Source organism: Amycolatopsis sp. NPDC048633, assembly GCF_040650695.1.
In the GTDB taxonomy this organism is placed as follows: Bacteria; Actinomycetota; Actinomycetes; order Mycobacteriales; family Pseudonocardiaceae; genus Amycolatopsis.
This window is the reverse complement of the sequence record NZ_JBEZHS010000004.1, coordinates 411,616-426,008: the sequence shown is the minus strand read 5'-3', so window position 1 is coordinate 426,008 and position 14,393 is coordinate 411,616. Positions and strand designations below refer to the sequence as shown.

The following is a 14,393-nucleotide window of genomic DNA, read 5'->3' as shown; positions in this document are numbered from 1 at the left end:
ACTGCTCCGGATATTTCGACCTGCGCGACATCAGGACATCCTCCCTCCAGACCAGTGTCTGGAATCAAGGTGTCCGGTCCCAGGGGGTAACTCCACTGACGTGATCCAGAGGTCGACACGCGTGATCCAAGGGTCGACTCGCGTGATCCAAGGGTCGACACGGCCTCGGGGTCGTGTCGACCCCTCAATCACGCGTGTCGACTGCTCAATCACGCGTGTCGACCCTTCCCGCACGTGCGAAGGCCGCACCGGGCGTACCCGGTGCGGCCTCCCCCGACGACGTCAGACCCGGATCACTTGACCGGCATCGTCACTTCGTAGACGCGGGTCGCGGCCTTGCGCGCGCCGGTGAAGCCGTTGGCCCACAGGGATTCCACCTGGGACGCCTCTTCCGAGTTCGGGTTCGCGTTGGTGCACGACGGGCCGGGGCCGCCGCCCGACATCAGCTCCGAGCACGGGCCCTCGTAGTGGTCCGGCAGGCCCAGCGCGTGGCCCGTCTCGTGGGCCGTGATGCGGGTCTGGTTGTACTGCTCGGCCTGCGTGTAGTCGATGAAGATCGTGCCGCTGCCGTGGCCGTCCGTCTGGGCGTAGGAGCCCTGCGGGTCGTTGCCCTCCGTGTAGTGCAGCGAGGCGCCCGAGGAGCTTTCCTGGAGCTTGACGTTCGACACCGCCGCGTTCCAGTTCGCCGCACCCGCGTTGATCTGGTCGCGGAAGGTGGGGGCGTCCGAGGTGTCGTAGTAGACGATCGTGGCCGCTTCGGTCTGCGCCGGGGCCGCGAAGGCCGGAGCCGCGGTGAGCGGGGTCGCGATCATCGCCAGCGCGACGGCGGCGCCGGGGAGCAGGTACTTCCTGGACATCGGGACGACTCCTTGCCGTGGGGAATTTGCCGGGTTTGCGCGCGCTGGGTGTCGAACTTACGGAATCGCCCGGCTCTTGTGACCCGACTTTCGTACTGCGCTGCGAACGGTGATTTACCAACCATTTCGACCGGTTGACATGCGCAGCCGCGCATACAAGGATGCGCCGTCCGGCTCAGGCGACCGGCTCCGCGAGGGGGATCGTGCCTTCGCGCAGTCGCGACGCGCGCCACGCCAGATCGTCCCTGACCAGCGGTTTTCCGCAGCTGTCGCACGTCGTGCCCGGGCGGGTGAGCTCGCCGCAGCCGACGTGCACGAGCTGCATCGGGCCGGCCGCGTCCTCGGACGCCGTGTACGCGTCACCCCACGCGCCGAGCGCGTGCAGCACCGGCAGCGCGTCCGAACCGGCCTTCGTCAGGCGGTACTCGTGCCGGGTCCGGCCGCCGTCGCGGTAGGGGAGCTTCGTCAGCAGACCGCGGTCGACGAGCTTGCCCAGCCGGGTCGTGAGCACGTTGTCGGCGATGCCGAGCTGGGCGCGGAAGTCCTCGAAGCGGGTCGTCCCGGCGGTGGCGTTGCGCAGGATCAGCAGCGTCCACGGCTCGGCGAGGACGTCGGCGGCGCGCGCGATCGGGCAGGGGGTGCCCTCCCAGGTGGTGCGGCGGCTCATGAGTGTGATCCCTCCAACCTGACTTGCTCCGAGCAAGTCTACGCCGTACAGTCGGCCGCAGCTAGCTTGCAACGAGCAAGTCAGGTGCGAGAGGAACTCATCATGGAGATCACGGGTGCGGTGGCGCTGGTCACCGGAGCCAACCGGGGACTCGGCCGGCGGTTCGCCGCCGAGCTGCTCGAGCGCGGCGCGGCCAAGGTTTACGCCGCCGCGCGCAATCCCGAGTCGATCGATCTGCCGGGAGTGGTGCCGCTCAAGCTCGACGTCACCGACCCCGAGTCGATCCGGGAAGCCGCGAAGCTCGCCGGGGACGTCACGCTGCTGGTCAACAACGCCGGTTCGTCCACCGGCGCGTCGCTGCTCGGCGGCTCGCTCGAGGACATCAAGCTGGAGATGGACACGCACTACTTCGGCACCCTCGCCGTGACGCGCGAGTTCGCGCCGATCCTCGAGCGCAACGGCGGCGGCGCCGTGCTCAACGTGCTTTCGGTGCTGTCGTGGTTCACCGCGCCGCACGTCGCGGCGTACTCCGCGGCCAAGTCGGCGGCCTGGTCGCTGACCAACGCGCTGCGCCTGGAGCTCGCGGCGCAGAAGACCCAGGTGACCGCGCTGCACGTCGGTTACATGGACACGGACATGGCCAAGCACGTCGACGGCCCGAAGATCGACCCGGCGGTCGTGGCCGGGCTCGCCCTCGACGGCGTCGCGCAGGGGCACGCCGAGGTGCTCGCCGACGACGTCAGCCGGAATGTCCGGGCCGGGCTGTCGGGCGAGCTCTCGGGGCTGTACCCGGCACTGGCCGGGTGACGAAACCGATTCCGCACATTGTCATTTTCGGATGACTTTCGCCGTTCCGGGGTTCTCGGGGACCCCGGAATACGGGCGGTCCGGTGCCGGGCGTATGAATGTGCGGGTGGCGGAGAAAGTCGAAGCCGGAATCGGCCGAACGAGGAACCGCTGGGGTGAAGGCGAACGGTTGCGCGGGGAAATCCTGGCGGCGGCCGCCCGGTTGCTGGCCGAGCTCGGCGGCGAGGACGGGCTGACGATCCGCGGGGTCGCGCGCGCGGTCGGCATCGCCCCGGCCAGTATCTACCAGCATTTTTCCGATCGTGCGGAATTGGTGCGCGGACTGCTCGACCACGAATACGCGCGACTGGCGGAATCGATGGGTGCGGCGGAAGAGACGCTCGGGGAAACCGACGTCGTCGGCCGGGTCCGGGCGCAGATTCACGCGTACTGCACGTTCGCCATGGAGAACCCCGGCCATTACCGGCTGATGCTCGCGAACGGCGCGTCGCGCCCGGAGCCCGGCGCCCGCGCGGAAGGCCCGCTGCTGGACGTGATCGACCGCCTGGCAGCGGGCTTCGAGCGCTGCGTCGAGGCCGGGCACGCGCTGCGGGTGACGCCGGGACGCGCGGCGGCGATGGTGTTCGTCGGCGCGCACGGGCGGGTCGCGCTGTTCCACAGCGTGCTGAACCGAACGGGGGCCGAGCTGGTCGAGCCGTTCGTGGACGAACTGGTGTCGTTGGTCTTCGCCTGATCGGAGTGTGGCGAAGCTGCCGGAAGATGCTTAGCATGGCTATGTAAATTTCCGGCAGCTTCGGGAGGTATCCGGTGGATGGCGTGCCCGCGTTTCCGATGACCCGGCGGTGTCCCTTCGATCCGCCCGCCGAGCTGGGCGAGCTGCCGCCCGTCTCGCGCGTGCGGCTGTGGAACGGCAGCACGCCGTGGCTGGTCACGCGCTACGACGACGTCCGCGCGGTCCTGCGCGACTCGCGGATCAGCGCCGACTCCGATCGATCCGGCTACCCGCACCAGAGTGCGGCTTCGGCCGCCCGGCGCAAGCGCGCGAAGTCGTTCATCACGATGGACGGCGCCGAGCACGCGGCGCAGCGGCGCCTGCTGACCGGCGACTTCCTCGTCAAGAAGATGGAGGCGCTGCGCCCGGCGATCCAGCGCATCGTGGACGACCTCGTCGACGGGCTGCTGGCCGGCCCAAAACCGGTCGACCTCGTCACGGCGTTCGCGCTGCCGGTGCCGTCGCTCGTGATCTGCGAGCTGCTCGGCGTTCCCTACGACGACCGGGAGCTGTTCCAGGACATCACGAAGGTGATGGTGTCGAGGACGGCCACGCCCGAAGAAGCCGTGACCGCCACCGAAGAACTGCTGGCCTACCTCGGCGGGCTGGTGGAAAAGAAGGCGTCGGACCCGGGAGACGACGTCCTGAGCAAGCTGGCCGTCTCCCAGTACGCGACCGGACGCATGAGCGCCGAGGACGTCGCGTCGATGGGGCAGCTGCTGCTGGTGGCGGGCCACGAGACGACGGCGAACATGATCGCCCTCGGCACGGTCGCGCTGCTGGAGAACCCCTCGCAACTCGAGCTCGTGCGCTCCGGCGACGCCGACCTGCTGCGACGCGCGGTCGAGGAGTTGTTGCGGTACCTGAACATCACGCACACCGGACGCCGTCGGGTGGCGGTCGAGGACATCGAGATCGGCGGCGAGGTGATCCACGCGGGCGAGGGCGTCATCGCGGCGGGCGACGTGGCCAACCGCGACGGCGCGGTGTTCGCGGAGCCGGACCGCCTGGACGTGACGCGCGAAGCCCGCCACCACGTCGCGTTCGGGTACGGCGTGCACCAGTGCCTCGGGCAGACGCTGGCGCGAGTGGAGCTGCAGGTGGTCTACGGGACGCTGTACCGGCGCATCCCGGGACTGCGGCTCGCGGTGCCGGTGGAGGAGCTGGCCTTCAAGGACGACATGCTCGTGTACGGGGTGCACTGCCTGCCGGTCACGTGGTGACCTGCTCGCCGAAGACCATGCGGTGGCCGCGTGCGGTGTCCATGTACTCGCGGACGCGGTGGATGAGCCCGTCCTTCAGCTCGAAGACGAAGCAGTAGTCGTTGGCGTAGTGGTTGCCGTTGGCGAGCGTCGCCGTCATGGTCTCCTCCACGACGACGCGCTCGCCGTCGGCGTGGAAGCCGTGGAAGGTGACGGAGACGTCGCTGACGAAGAAACGCGGGAAGTCCACGGCGAGGAACTGCACGATCGCGTCCCGGCCGACCAGGTGCGACGGCCCGCCCAGGGCGATGGCGGTGGCGTTCCCCGGCGGGGCCAGCCATTCGGCGTCCTCGGTGAAGACGGCGGCGATCCGGCCGGCGTCGTGGGTGGCGAACTCCTGCCAGGCGTGCTGGACGATGTCACGGCTCATGCCGGCGAACCCTAGGCGGGACAGGGGGTTCCGGGCTGGCGGCTTTGCGACGTGGTCACACCGCGCGCGGCAGAGCGTCGACGTCTTCGGCGAGCCGGGCCCGGAGGAACCGGGCCCGGTCGGCATCGGTGTCCTTGCGGGGCACCATCTCCACCAGCATGATCAGGTCGAGGTACACCCGGTACAGCCCGAGCCGTGCCCACACCGGCATGCCGAACTCCACCGGGCCGCCCGCCGCGCGGTAGCCCTCGACGAGCGCGCGGTCCAGGTCGCGGAACAGCGCCAGCGAGACGAACTCCGCCACCGGGTCGCCCCAGAACGCGCGCTCCGCGTCGATGATCCCCGACAGGCGGCCGTCGTCGACGAGGATGTTGCCGTCCCACAGGTCGAAGTGCACCAGCACCGGCGTCGTGACCAGCTCCAGCAGCGGCTCGTGCCGGCGCACCAGGTGCGCGATCTCCGCCGCCGGGCGCGGGAGGTGGACGCCGTACCGGACGGCGTCGGCCAGCACCGCGTCCGCCATCGCCGTGAACGCCGCCGGCCACGTCGGGTGCGGCGGGTCCTGCGGGTAGCCGAACCCGTCGCCGGTCGTCTTGTGCAGCCCGGCCACGATCCCGCCCAGCTCCCGGTGCGGCCGCGGCCCGCCGGCGACCTGTGACCACGGGACGCCCGGCAGCTCCGTCATCAGCAGGAACCCCGGCCCCGCCGCGACGACGGACGGCAGTGGGCCCGAGACCCGGCGGTAGTACTCCGCCTCCGTGGTCAGGAGGTCGTGCTCATAGGACAAACCCGGCGCGGACGGCGCGATCTTGAGCACCAGCCGCCGCCCGTCCGAGAGCCTCAGCCGGAGCGCCGTGTTGTACGTTCCCCCGCCGATGTCCTCGCTCGCCACCACCGAAGCCGGGTCGATGCCCGCCGCCGCCAGAGCTTCTTCCGTGCGCACGAGAGCGAGTCTGCCACTAGCCGCCCAGCTTTTCGTGGGCGTCGGCGAGGTCCTCGGGGGTCGGCGCGTCATCCTGGGTCAGCGCGCGCCGCCAGTAGCCGGTGAACTCGATCGCGCTCTTGTCGAGCCCTCGGTCGTGCACGAGGTGGCGTCGCAGTGACCGGACCAGTCCCGCCTCGCCCGCTAGCCAAGCGGCCGATCCGGGGCCGAGAGACTCGCGGCGCACGGCTTCGAGCAGCTTGGTCCCGTGTGGCGCGCCGTTCCGGTGCAGCCACCGGACGGGCAGTGGTTGCTCTTCGGCCGCGTCCGCCACCTCCACGAACACGACCGGATCGTCCACTTCGGACAGCAAGGTGGCGATGGCGGGCAGCGCCGTCTCGTCGCCGGCCAGCAGCACCGTGTCCGCCTTCGGCACGGGACGGCGGTAGGCGGCGTCCGGCCCGTACCGGCCGAGGACGTCGCCGGGGGCCGCGGTGCGCGCCCACGTCGTCGCCGGGCCGGCCGCGGAAGCGTGCAGCACGAACTCGACGTCGATGGTGCCGCGATCCCGCGAACGCACCGTGTAGCTGCGCATCACCGGGCGCTCGTCCTCGGGGATCGCCAGATAGGCCTGGTACCAGCGCATCACGTCGTCCTCGGGCGCCGGCAGCCGCACCGGGTGGCCCGGCGGCGGGAACAGGAGCTTGAGCTGCTGGTCGGGCCACGCCTCCCACTCGTCGGCGCCGGCGAACGTGACGCGCACGGTGCGCGGGGTCGGCCGCCGCACCGCCGTCACCTCGAGCAGCCCGGTCGGGTTCACGGCTTCCCCAGGTATTCACGCAGGTGGCGGGCGGTGAGCGTGGAGGCGTCCGCCACGAGCGAGGCCGGGGTGCCTTCGAAGACCACGCGGCCGCCGTCGTGCCCGGCGCCGGGGCCGAGGTCGATCAGCCAGTCGGCGTGGGCCATCACGGCCTGGTGGTGCTCGATGACGAGCACCGTGTTGCCGGCGTCGACGATCCGGTCCAGCAGGGACAGCAGCTGGTCGACGTCGGCGAGGTGCAGGCCGGTCGTCGGCTCGTCGAGGATGTACGTCGAGCCCTTCTCGGCCATCCGGATCGCCAGCTTCAGCCGCTGCCGCTCCCCGCCGGAGAGCGTGGTGAGCGGCTGCCCGAGCGTCAGGTAGCCGAGGCCGACGTCGGCGAGGCGGTCCAGCACCCGCCGCGCGGTGCCGGTCGGGAAGAACTCGCGCGCCTCGGCGACGGACATCGCCAGCACCTCGCTGATGTTCTTGCCGCGCAGCTCGAACAGCAGCACCTTGGGCGTGAACCGCTTGCCCTCGCACTCTTCGCAGACCGACGCGACCCCGGCCATCATCGCCAGGTCCGTGTAGATCACGCCGAGGCCCTTGCAGCGCGGGCAGGCGCCTTCGGAGTTGGCGCTGAACAGGCTGGCCTTGACGCCGTTGGCCTTGGCGAACGCCGTGCGGATGGCGTCGAGCAGACCGGTGTAGGTCGCCGGGTTGGACCGCCGGGACCCGCGGATCGCCGACTGGTCGACCACGACGACGCCGTCGCGGTGGGCCAGGGAGCCGTGGATCAGCGACGACTTCCCGGAGCCCGCCACGCCGGTGATGACGGTCAGGACGCCGAGCGGGACGTCCACGCTGACGTCACGCAGGTTGTGCAGCTTGGCGCCGGTGATCGAGACGTGCCCGGCCGGCGTGCGGACCTTTTCCCTGAGCGTCACGCGGTGGTCGAGGTGGCGCCCGGTGAGCGTGCCGGACGCGCGCAGGCCGTCGACGCTCCCGGTGTAGCAGAGCCGGCCGCCGTCGGTGCCCGCGCCGGGGCCGAGGTCGACGACGTGGTCGGCGATCCGGATGGTCTCCGGCTTGTGCTCGACGACCAGGATCGTGTTCCCCTTGTCCCGCAGGCAGAGCAGCAGGTTGTTCATCCGCTCGATGTCGTGCGGGTGCAGCCCGACGGTCGGCTCGTCGAAGACGTACGTGACGTCGGTGAGGCTGGATCCCAGGTGCCGCACCATCTTCACGCGCTGCGCCTCGCCGCCCGAGAGCGTCGCGGACTCGCGGTCGAGGGAGAGGTAGCCGAGGCCGATCTCGACCAGCGAGTCGAGCGTGTCGCGCAGGTTGCCCAGCAGCGGCCGGATCGACGGCGCGTCGAGGTTCCGGACGAACTCGGCGAGGTCGCTGATCTGCAGGGCGGCGCAGTCGGCGATGTTCCTGCCGTCGATCTTCGCCGAGAGCGCGGCCTGGTTCAGCCGGGCGCCACCACACTCGTCGCAGGTCTTGAAGGTTGCGGCCTTCTCGACGAACGCGCGCACGTGCGGCTGCAGCGACTCGGTGTCCTTCTGCAGGTAGAGCCGCCGGATCTTCACCGCGAGGCCTTCGTAGGTGAGGTTGCTGGTGCCGACCTTCACCTTGCAGGGGCCCTTGTGCAGCAGGTCGTCGAGCTGCTGCGGCGTGAAGTCGCAGATCTTCGCGTCCGGGTCGAAGAAGCCGGACGACACGTAGATCTGGACGTACCAGCTGTCGGGCGCCCACCCGGGGACGACGACCGCGCCGTCGTTGAGCGAGCGGTCGAAGTCGAGCAGGGCGTGCACGTCCAGGTCGGACACCCGGCCGAGGCCCTCGCACGCCGGGCACATGCCTTCGGGCAGGTTGAAGCTGAAGGCGCCGGACGTGCCGACGTGCGGTTCGCCGAGCCGCGAGAAGGCGATCCGCAGCATCGCGTAGGCGTCGGTCGCGGTGCCGACCGTGGAGCGCGAGTTGGCGCCCATCCGCTCCTGGTCGACGACGATGGCCGCGCTGAGGTTCTCCAGCAGGTCGACGTCCGGGCGCGACAGGCTCGGCATGAACGACTGGAGGAAGGCGCTGTAGGTCTCGTTGATCAGCCGCTGCGACTCGGCCGCGATGGTGCCGAAGACCAGGGACGACTTGCCGGAGCCGGACACGCCCGTGAACACCGTGAGCCGGCGCTTCGGGATGTCCAGGTCGATCCCGGTGAGGTTGTTCTCCCGGGCTCCCCGGACCTCGATCACGTCGTGGGTGTCGGCGGCCCGCCTGGGTGAGGTCATACCGTCCTTCTTGATAGTTTAGGCTGTAAAGTGATCTCGATCCTACAATACTTTAGGGTGTAAGGAGTCGGCAAGGTGGTCGTCTTCGCGGGTCAGGGCGACGCCCGCCGGTCCATGGAGCTGCTGTGGGGGCCGCGCGTGGTCGCGCCGCGCACGGGCCCGGGGCCCAAACCGGGGCTGTCCGTCGAGGCGATCGTCGAGGCGGCGATCGACATCGCCGACGCCGACGGCATGGCGTCGCTGTCGATGCGGTCGGTGGGGGAGCGGCTCGGCCGCACGGCGATGGCGCTCTACACGTACGTGCCGGGCAAGACCGAGCTGGTCGACCTCATGTACGACCGGACGCTGGGGGAGCTGCCGTCGTCGTATCCGGTGTCTTCCGGTTGGCGTGCGGCGGCTTTCGCGCTGGCCGATGCGTTGTGGGAACTGCACCTGCGCCACCCGTGGCTGCTGCAGGTCTCCCCGGCGCGCCCGGTGCTCGGGCCGGGGGAGTTCCACGTCCAGGAGACGCTGTTGTCTGTGCTGGCTGCGACGGGGTTGCCGTTGACCCGGGTCCGGTGGGTGGTGTCGGCCCTGTTCAACATCGTCCGCGGCTCGGTCCAGGCGGCAGCGGAGTCCCGCCAGGCGGCGCGCGAGACGGGACTGTCCGAAGAGGACTGGTGGTACGCGCGGTCGGCGCTGCTGGGCGAGCTGGTGCCGGACTTGACGGCCCGTTTCCCGACGGTGTCCCGCCTCGGCGACGAGGGCGGGTATGAGGCGCCGTCGGACGAGCCGTACTTGGAGCGCGAGGCGCGTCTTTCGTTCGAAGCGGGTTTGGAGCTGCTGCTGGACGGCGTCGAAGCGGCGATCGTCAAGGCTTCCGGGCCTCGATGAGGAACCGGGTCGTGTGGGCGACGAACGGGCCGTCGCGCTCGATCTTCTCGTGCAGCTCTCGCAGCTTGTCGCCGTACTGCTCCACCGTGAACCCCGGGACCATCCAGATCACCTTGCGCAGGAAGTAGACCACCGCGCCGATGTCGGAGAACTCGGTGCGCAACGACTCCGAACGCAGGTCGACGACCTCGAGCCCGGCGGCCGTGGCCGCAGCGACGGCGTGGTCCGGGTGGCGGCTGTTCCGCGCTGATTCAGGTTGCGGGCCGAGGAAGAACTCGACCAGCTCGAACACGCTCGCCGGCCCGACCTGCTGAGAGAAATACGAACCACCCGGCCGCAGGACACGCGCGATCTCGGCCCACGCCGTCGTCACGGGGTGGCGGCTGGAGACGAGGTCGAACACGTCGTCGCCGAAGGGGATGTCCTCGGTGGCCACGACGACGACCCCGCGCGGTCGCAACCGCGCCGAAGCGCGCGCGACGTTCGGTGGCCACGACTCGGTCGCGGCCATCAGCGGCGGGAGGGACGGGCAGCCGTCGAGGACCTCGCCGCCGCCGGTCTCCAGGTCGAGCGCGGCGTGCACCCCCGCGAGCCGTTCCCCCAGCAGCAGCTGATAGCCCCAGGACGGCCGCTGTTCGGTGGCCCGGCCGTCGAGCCAGGAGAAGTCCCAGCCGTCGACGGACACCGCGCCGGCTTCGGCCACCAGTTCGCCGAAACGCGATTTCCGCGCCGGCGGCGGTGGCACGGGCTTGGCGAGCGCGACGGCCTCGAAGTCGACGACCACGGGGCCGCGCCGGGTCTCCACCGTGCACGTGGTTTCGTCGCGGGCGACGAGGTTCCCGAGCGCGTCGGTGAACCCGCCCTCGATCCGGTACCGGACGACGACCCGCGTGCCGAGCGGCAGTTCCCGCAGCAGTTTCACAGCCGCTCGCTCAGCTCGTCGTCGGACGGCTCGACCAGGAACGAGCCGTCCTCCCACACGATCGTCGGAATCCGGCGCGCGCCGTCCTGCAGCTCGCGGACCCGGCGCTCGGCGTCCGCGTCCGCCTCGACGTCCACATAGGAGTATTCGACCCGCTCTCGGTCGAGCAAAGCCCGGCTGCGCTTCACGTCCGGGCACCAAGACGCGCCGTACACCGTCAATTTCACGAAGCGACCTCCGAAGCGACAGGGGTTTCCACCGGGACCGGCGAAGGATGACCCAGCTCGGTCAGCCACCCGCGGAACACCTCGTGCAGTGCCTCCGCCCCGATGACCTCACCGAGCGGCGGCAGCTCCCGCGGGTGCACCACGAAACCGCGCTGCTGCGGCCCGCCCAGCCCGCCGTGCGAGCCGACGTGCGTCTCGAACGGCGACGCCTGGTCCGAGTCCGGGTCGTAGCGGCTGTTGATCATCACGTCCGCGCAGTGCGGGAACGTGTCGACCCGCCGGACCAGGTCCGCCGCGTGCGGGCCGTACGGCAGCAGCGGGTCCTCGCCGATCACGACACCCGTCGCCAGCCGGTGCAGGCCGTCGCGGCCCAGGACCACCGGCCCGAACTCGCGGCTGCGCACCAGCAGGAACCCGACTCCCGGGTGATCCACCAGCGACGGCAGCAGGTCGGGGAACTCGCGCTCGATCGTCTCCAGCTCGACGCGGCCCTCGTGCTCGGTGAACGACACCATCGCGACGTGCCCGGACACGACCGCCACCACGCCCGGCGCCACGCGGGTGACCGCGCCGGGGGAGCCGGACGTCGTGCGCGCGCGGTCGTCGGCGCACTCCGCGTCCTCCACCCGGGCCCGCAGCCGGCGCGCGATCAGGCCGCCGCTCTTCGTCGCCTCCGCCAGCGCGGCGTTGATCTGCCAGCTCTCGGCCTGCCGCCGCTTGCCGGCGGACGGCGACGGCGACCCGCCGCACAGCCGGCCGACGTACGCCTCGATCGTCTCGCCGAACCGCTGCGAGAACGCCTGGCCCTGGGTCTGGCCGTGGTCCGACAGCGCGACGACGTGGTAGCGGCGCGGCGCCAGCCGGCTCGCCCGGTGCAGCCGCGCGATCTGCTGGTCGATCGAGCGCAGCACCGACAGCGTGTCGAACCGCTCGATGCCGGAGTGGTGCGCGACCTCGTCGTAGCCGAGGAAGTCCGCGTAGACGACCGGCCGCCCGGCCAGCATGTCGCCGAGGATCGCCGACACGACGACGTCGCGCGCGATCACCGTCGTGCCCGGCCGCGCGAGCGGGTACCAGCCGCCGCGCGGCACCCGCGGCACGACGCCCGCGCGGCGCTGGCGGACCGCCGCGCTGATCTCGCGGAACACGTCGGCGAGCGCGACGACGAACGTCCGCAGCGCGTTGATCGGGTTCGCGAAGTAGGCGTAGTAGCCCGCGCCGAGCCGGTCGCGGCGGCGGTGCCGCAGGTTCTTCGGCACCAGCACGGGGATCGAGCTCATGGTGAGGCTGACGTGGTCGGCGTCGCCGGAGAACAGGTTCCCGTGGCTCGCCCCGCCGCCGGAGAGCAGGCCCCGCCCGTCGGAGTGGCGCCGCTCGATCTCGGCCGCGTCGGTCGGGTGCGCGCACGCCATCACGTGGTCGCGGTCCTTTTCGTACCAGCGGAAGCCGAGGATGTCGTGGTTGGAGCCGTGCAGGATGCCGCAGACGCTCGCCCCGGTCTGCGAGCTCCAGTCGGTGTGCCACGGCGTCAGCGTGTGGCTGCCCTCGGCCAGCCAGGCGGCGAACGTCGGCATGTCGCCGTCGCGGATCGCGCGGCGGACGGTGTCGAACCCGAGTCCGTCGATCTGCAGGAACACCACGCCGGGCGGCTGTTCGCCGTCACCGGGGGTGGCGGCGTGCCGCCGGCGCCGGCGGTTGGCGCGGCGGAAGAAGATCTCGTCCTCGTCGATCGCGAGCAGGCTGGAGATCAGCGCGCCGACGCCGGCCATGGCGACGGTGACGATCACCGCCGTCCGGAACCCGGTGAGCTCGACGCCGGGCACGGTGTGGAACACCGCGAGCGTGCCCGCGCCGAGCAGCAGGAACCCGAAGAGGCCGAAGGTGAAGAACGCGAGCGGGTAGGCGATCCGCATGACCAGCGGCCAGCCGATGCCGGCGAGGATCCCGAGCAGCAGTGCGCAGACCGTCGGCTGCCACCAGTGCGTCATCCGGAAGCCGGGCAGGAGGACGTCGAGCAGGCGCAGCGCGCCGGTCGCGGCGGCCCACACCAGCAGAACGCGGGCGACGGCCCGGCCGCGGCGCAGCAGCCGGCCCTTCGGCGCGGACGTCGTCACACTCGCTCTCCTGTCTTCTCCCCGGCCTTTTCCTTGGCCTTGCGCCGCCACCGGGCGATCAGGTTCATCAGCACGGTGACCAGCAGGACCAGCACCGTCGCCAGGACGGTCGCGATGATCGGTGAGTCGAAGATGCCCCCGCTGACGATGCCGAGTGCGCTGTACGCGCCCGCCCAGAGCACGCACGCGAGGAGCGCGGCGGGCAGCAGACGCCGCCACGGGTAGCTCAGCGCGGCGGCCGCGAGCAGCACCGGGATCCGGCCGGCCGGGACGAGCCTGCCGATCACGACGAGCTGCCAGCCGCGCCGGGCGAACTGGCCGCGGGCCTTCTCCAGCCGTTCGGCGGGCTGGCGGCGGCTGATCCAGCGGAACGCGGCTTCGCTGCCGAGGCGCGGGATCCCGAACGTCACGACGTCGCCGAGGTACGCGCCGAGCGTGGCCAGGACGATGACCAGCGGCAGGGACAGGTGGTCGGTGGTGGTCGCGACGGCGGCCGCGGCGCCGACCACCGCGCCGGTGGGCACGATCGGGATGATCGACCCGAGCAGCACGCCGCCGAACAGGGCCGGATACCCGATGGCGGCCGGGTCGGTCCAGTTCACGCCCGGTCCGTCGGCGCGGGGAGCACGACGTCGGCGCCGGGCTCGGTGAACAGGACCTCGGTGGCTCCGCCGGCGGCTTTCACCTCGGCGGCGAACACCCGCGGCGGGTCGGCGAGCAGCCGGCGCATCCGGGCGGTCCGTTTCAGCCCGGGGAGGGCGAGGGTGCCCCAGTGCACGGGCACGGCGGCGCGGGCCTGGAGGATTCCGGCGGCTTTCGCGGCGCGGGCCGGGTCGAGGTGACCCGGCCCGAGGTTCGGCCCCCAGCCCCAGACGGGCAGCAGGGCGACGTCGACCGGGCCGAAGTCCGCCATCCCGTCGAAGAGGTCGGTGTCGCCGGCGTTGTAGATCTTCGTGGTCCCGGTTTCGAGCAGGTGCCCGAGCGCGGGGCTCTGGGGGCCGTGAGTGAGCCGCGGGCCCCAGCGGTGTCCGGAGTGGACGGCTTTCGTGGCGGTGACTTCCAGAGCGCCCTCACTGAAGGTCTCGCCCGGCGCGATCTCCTCGACGCGCTCGAAGCCCTTCTTGGTCAGCCACGCCCCGGCCCCGCGCGGGACGACGATCCGGGTGCGCTTGCCGAGCAGCTTGAGCGAGGGCAGGTGCAGGTGGTCGCCGTGCAGGTGCGAGAGCAGGACGAGGTCGACGTCCGCATAGCTTTCCCGCGATGGCGGCGGCACGACCCGCACGAGCCCGCCGACGCGCGCGGTGAGCACCGGATCGGTCAGCACGACCCGGCCACCGAGTTCGAGCCGGACCGTCGAATGGCCGAGGAAACGCAGGTTGAAGCCGCTCACGCTGTCGAGTATCGCCCCCTCCCGCATCGATCGCCCCTCGGAGTGGCGCGAACAACGCCCGCGTGTGACCAGAGGGCCGACACGCGTGATCAGGAGGTCGACACGCGTGATCGGAGGGTC

15 protein-coding genes and 1 pseudogene are annotated in these 14,393 nt (G+C 71.2%); 4 read left to right on the top strand and 12 right to left on the bottom strand.

Annotation, left to right across the window (positions count from 1 at the left end):
* Positions 1-293 precede the first annotated feature (293 nt).
* Together AB0C38_RS12600 and AB0C38_RS12595 are read right to left on the bottom strand one after the other, a co-directional pair.
* On the bottom strand, positions 294-857 hold the full coding sequence (locus AB0C38_RS12600) for a snapalysin family zinc-dependent metalloprotease (protein WP_360670956.1): 564 nt from the start codon (positions 855-857) through the stop codon (positions 294-296).
* Between the two features lie 175 nt (positions 858-1,032).
* Positions 1,033-1,524: a helix-turn-helix domain-containing protein gene (locus tag AB0C38_RS12595; RefSeq protein ID WP_360670954.1), complete on the bottom strand. Its 492-nt coding sequence runs from the start codon at positions 1,522-1,524 to the stop codon at positions 1,033-1,035.
* A gap of 102 nt (positions 1,525-1,626) precedes the next feature.
* Here AB0C38_RS12595 and AB0C38_RS12590 point away from each other — a divergent pair, with 102 nt between their 5' ends.
* From AB0C38_RS12590 to AB0C38_RS12580, 3 genes are all read left to right on the top strand, one after another.
* Positions 1,627-2,331, top strand: coding sequence for an SDR family oxidoreductase (locus AB0C38_RS12590; protein WP_360670951.1), 705 nt, complete (start codon positions 1,627-1,629; stop codon positions 2,329-2,331).
* A 169-nt stretch (positions 2,332-2,500) separates the two neighbouring features.
* Positions 2,501-3,064, top strand: a complete 564-nt coding sequence (locus AB0C38_RS12585) for a TetR/AcrR family transcriptional regulator (RefSeq protein WP_360671008.1) — start codon at positions 2,501-2,503, stop codon at positions 3,062-3,064.
* Positions 3,065-3,162: 98 nt separating this feature from the next.
* Positions 3,163-4,326, top strand: coding sequence for a cytochrome P450 (locus AB0C38_RS12580; RefSeq protein WP_360671005.1), 1,164 nt, complete (start codon positions 3,163-3,165; stop codon positions 4,324-4,326).
* On the opposite strand, the gene AB0C38_RS12575 is transcribed toward AB0C38_RS12580, so the two are convergent.
* From AB0C38_RS12575 to AB0C38_RS12560, 4 genes are read right to left on the bottom strand one after another with little or no spacing between them, the layout of a single operon-like run.
* A complete protein-coding gene (locus AB0C38_RS12575; RefSeq protein ID WP_360670948.1) occupies positions 4,316-4,735 on the bottom strand; it encodes a nuclear transport factor 2 family protein in 420 nt (139 codons plus the stop codon). The two genes, AB0C38_RS12580 and AB0C38_RS12575, sit on opposite strands and share 11 nt — an antisense overlap.
* A 55-nt stretch (positions 4,736-4,790) precedes the next feature.
* Positions 4,791-5,678 (bottom strand): aminoglycoside phosphotransferase family protein, encoded by an 888-nt coding sequence (locus AB0C38_RS12570; protein WP_360670945.1) that lies wholly within the window; start codon positions 5,676-5,678, stop codon positions 4,791-4,793.
* A gap of 16 nt (positions 5,679-5,694) precedes the next feature.
* On the bottom strand, positions 5,695-6,477 hold the full coding sequence (locus tag AB0C38_RS12565; protein WP_360670943.1) for a siderophore-interacting protein: 783 nt from the start codon (positions 6,475-6,477) through the stop codon (positions 5,695-5,697).
* Positions 6,474-8,747: an excinuclease ABC subunit UvrA gene (locus AB0C38_RS12560; RefSeq protein ID WP_360670940.1), complete on the bottom strand. Its 2,274-nt coding sequence runs from the start codon at positions 8,745-8,747 to the stop codon at positions 6,474-6,476. The genes AB0C38_RS12565 and AB0C38_RS12560 overlap by 4 nt, the downstream gene beginning before the upstream one ends.
* Positions 8,748-8,822: 75 nt before the next feature.
* Here AB0C38_RS12560 and AB0C38_RS12555 point away from each other — a divergent pair, with 75 nt between their 5' ends.
* On the top strand, positions 8,823-9,620 hold the full coding sequence (locus tag AB0C38_RS12555; protein WP_360670937.1) for a TetR/AcrR family transcriptional regulator C-terminal domain-containing protein: 798 nt from the start codon (positions 8,823-8,825) through the stop codon (positions 9,618-9,620).
* Here AB0C38_RS12555 and AB0C38_RS12550 read toward each other — a convergent pair.
* The 6 genes and pseudogenes from AB0C38_RS12550 to AB0C38_RS12525 all read right to left on the bottom strand — a co-directional run bounded on the left by AB0C38_RS12550 (position 9,598) and on the right by AB0C38_RS12525 (position 14,273).
* Positions 9,598-10,365 (bottom strand): class I SAM-dependent methyltransferase, encoded by a 768-nt coding sequence (locus AB0C38_RS12550; protein WP_360671002.1) that lies wholly within the window; start codon positions 10,363-10,365, stop codon positions 9,598-9,600. The genes AB0C38_RS12555 and AB0C38_RS12550 overlap by 23 nt on opposite strands.
* Positions 10,339-10,542: pseudogene (locus tag AB0C38_RS12545) on the bottom strand (ferrous iron transport protein A); the annotation flags it as partial. The pseudogene AB0C38_RS12545 and the gene AB0C38_RS12550, both read right to left, overlap by 27 nt.
* Positions 10,539-10,769, bottom strand: a complete 231-nt coding sequence (locus AB0C38_RS12540) for a glutaredoxin domain-containing protein (RefSeq protein WP_360670934.1) — start codon at positions 10,767-10,769, stop codon at positions 10,539-10,541. The gene AB0C38_RS12540 and the pseudogene AB0C38_RS12545, both read right to left, overlap by 4 nt.
* A complete protein-coding gene (locus tag AB0C38_RS12535) occupies positions 10,766-12,883 on the bottom strand; it encodes a phage holin family protein (RefSeq protein WP_360670931.1) in 2,118 nt (705 codons plus the stop codon). The genes AB0C38_RS12540 and AB0C38_RS12535 overlap by 4 nt, the downstream gene beginning before the upstream one ends.
* On the bottom strand, positions 12,880-13,485 hold the full coding sequence (locus AB0C38_RS12530; RefSeq protein ID WP_360670929.1) for a VTT domain-containing protein: 606 nt from the start codon (positions 13,483-13,485) through the stop codon (positions 12,880-12,882). Before AB0C38_RS12530 ends, AB0C38_RS12535 begins: the two co-directional genes overlap by 4 nt.
* Positions 13,482-14,273, bottom strand: a complete 792-nt coding sequence (locus tag AB0C38_RS12525) for an MBL fold metallo-hydrolase (protein WP_360670926.1) — start codon at positions 14,271-14,273, stop codon at positions 13,482-13,484. The genes AB0C38_RS12530 and AB0C38_RS12525 overlap by 4 nt, the downstream gene beginning before the upstream one ends.
* Between the last annotated feature and the right edge of the window lie 120 nt (positions 14,274-14,393).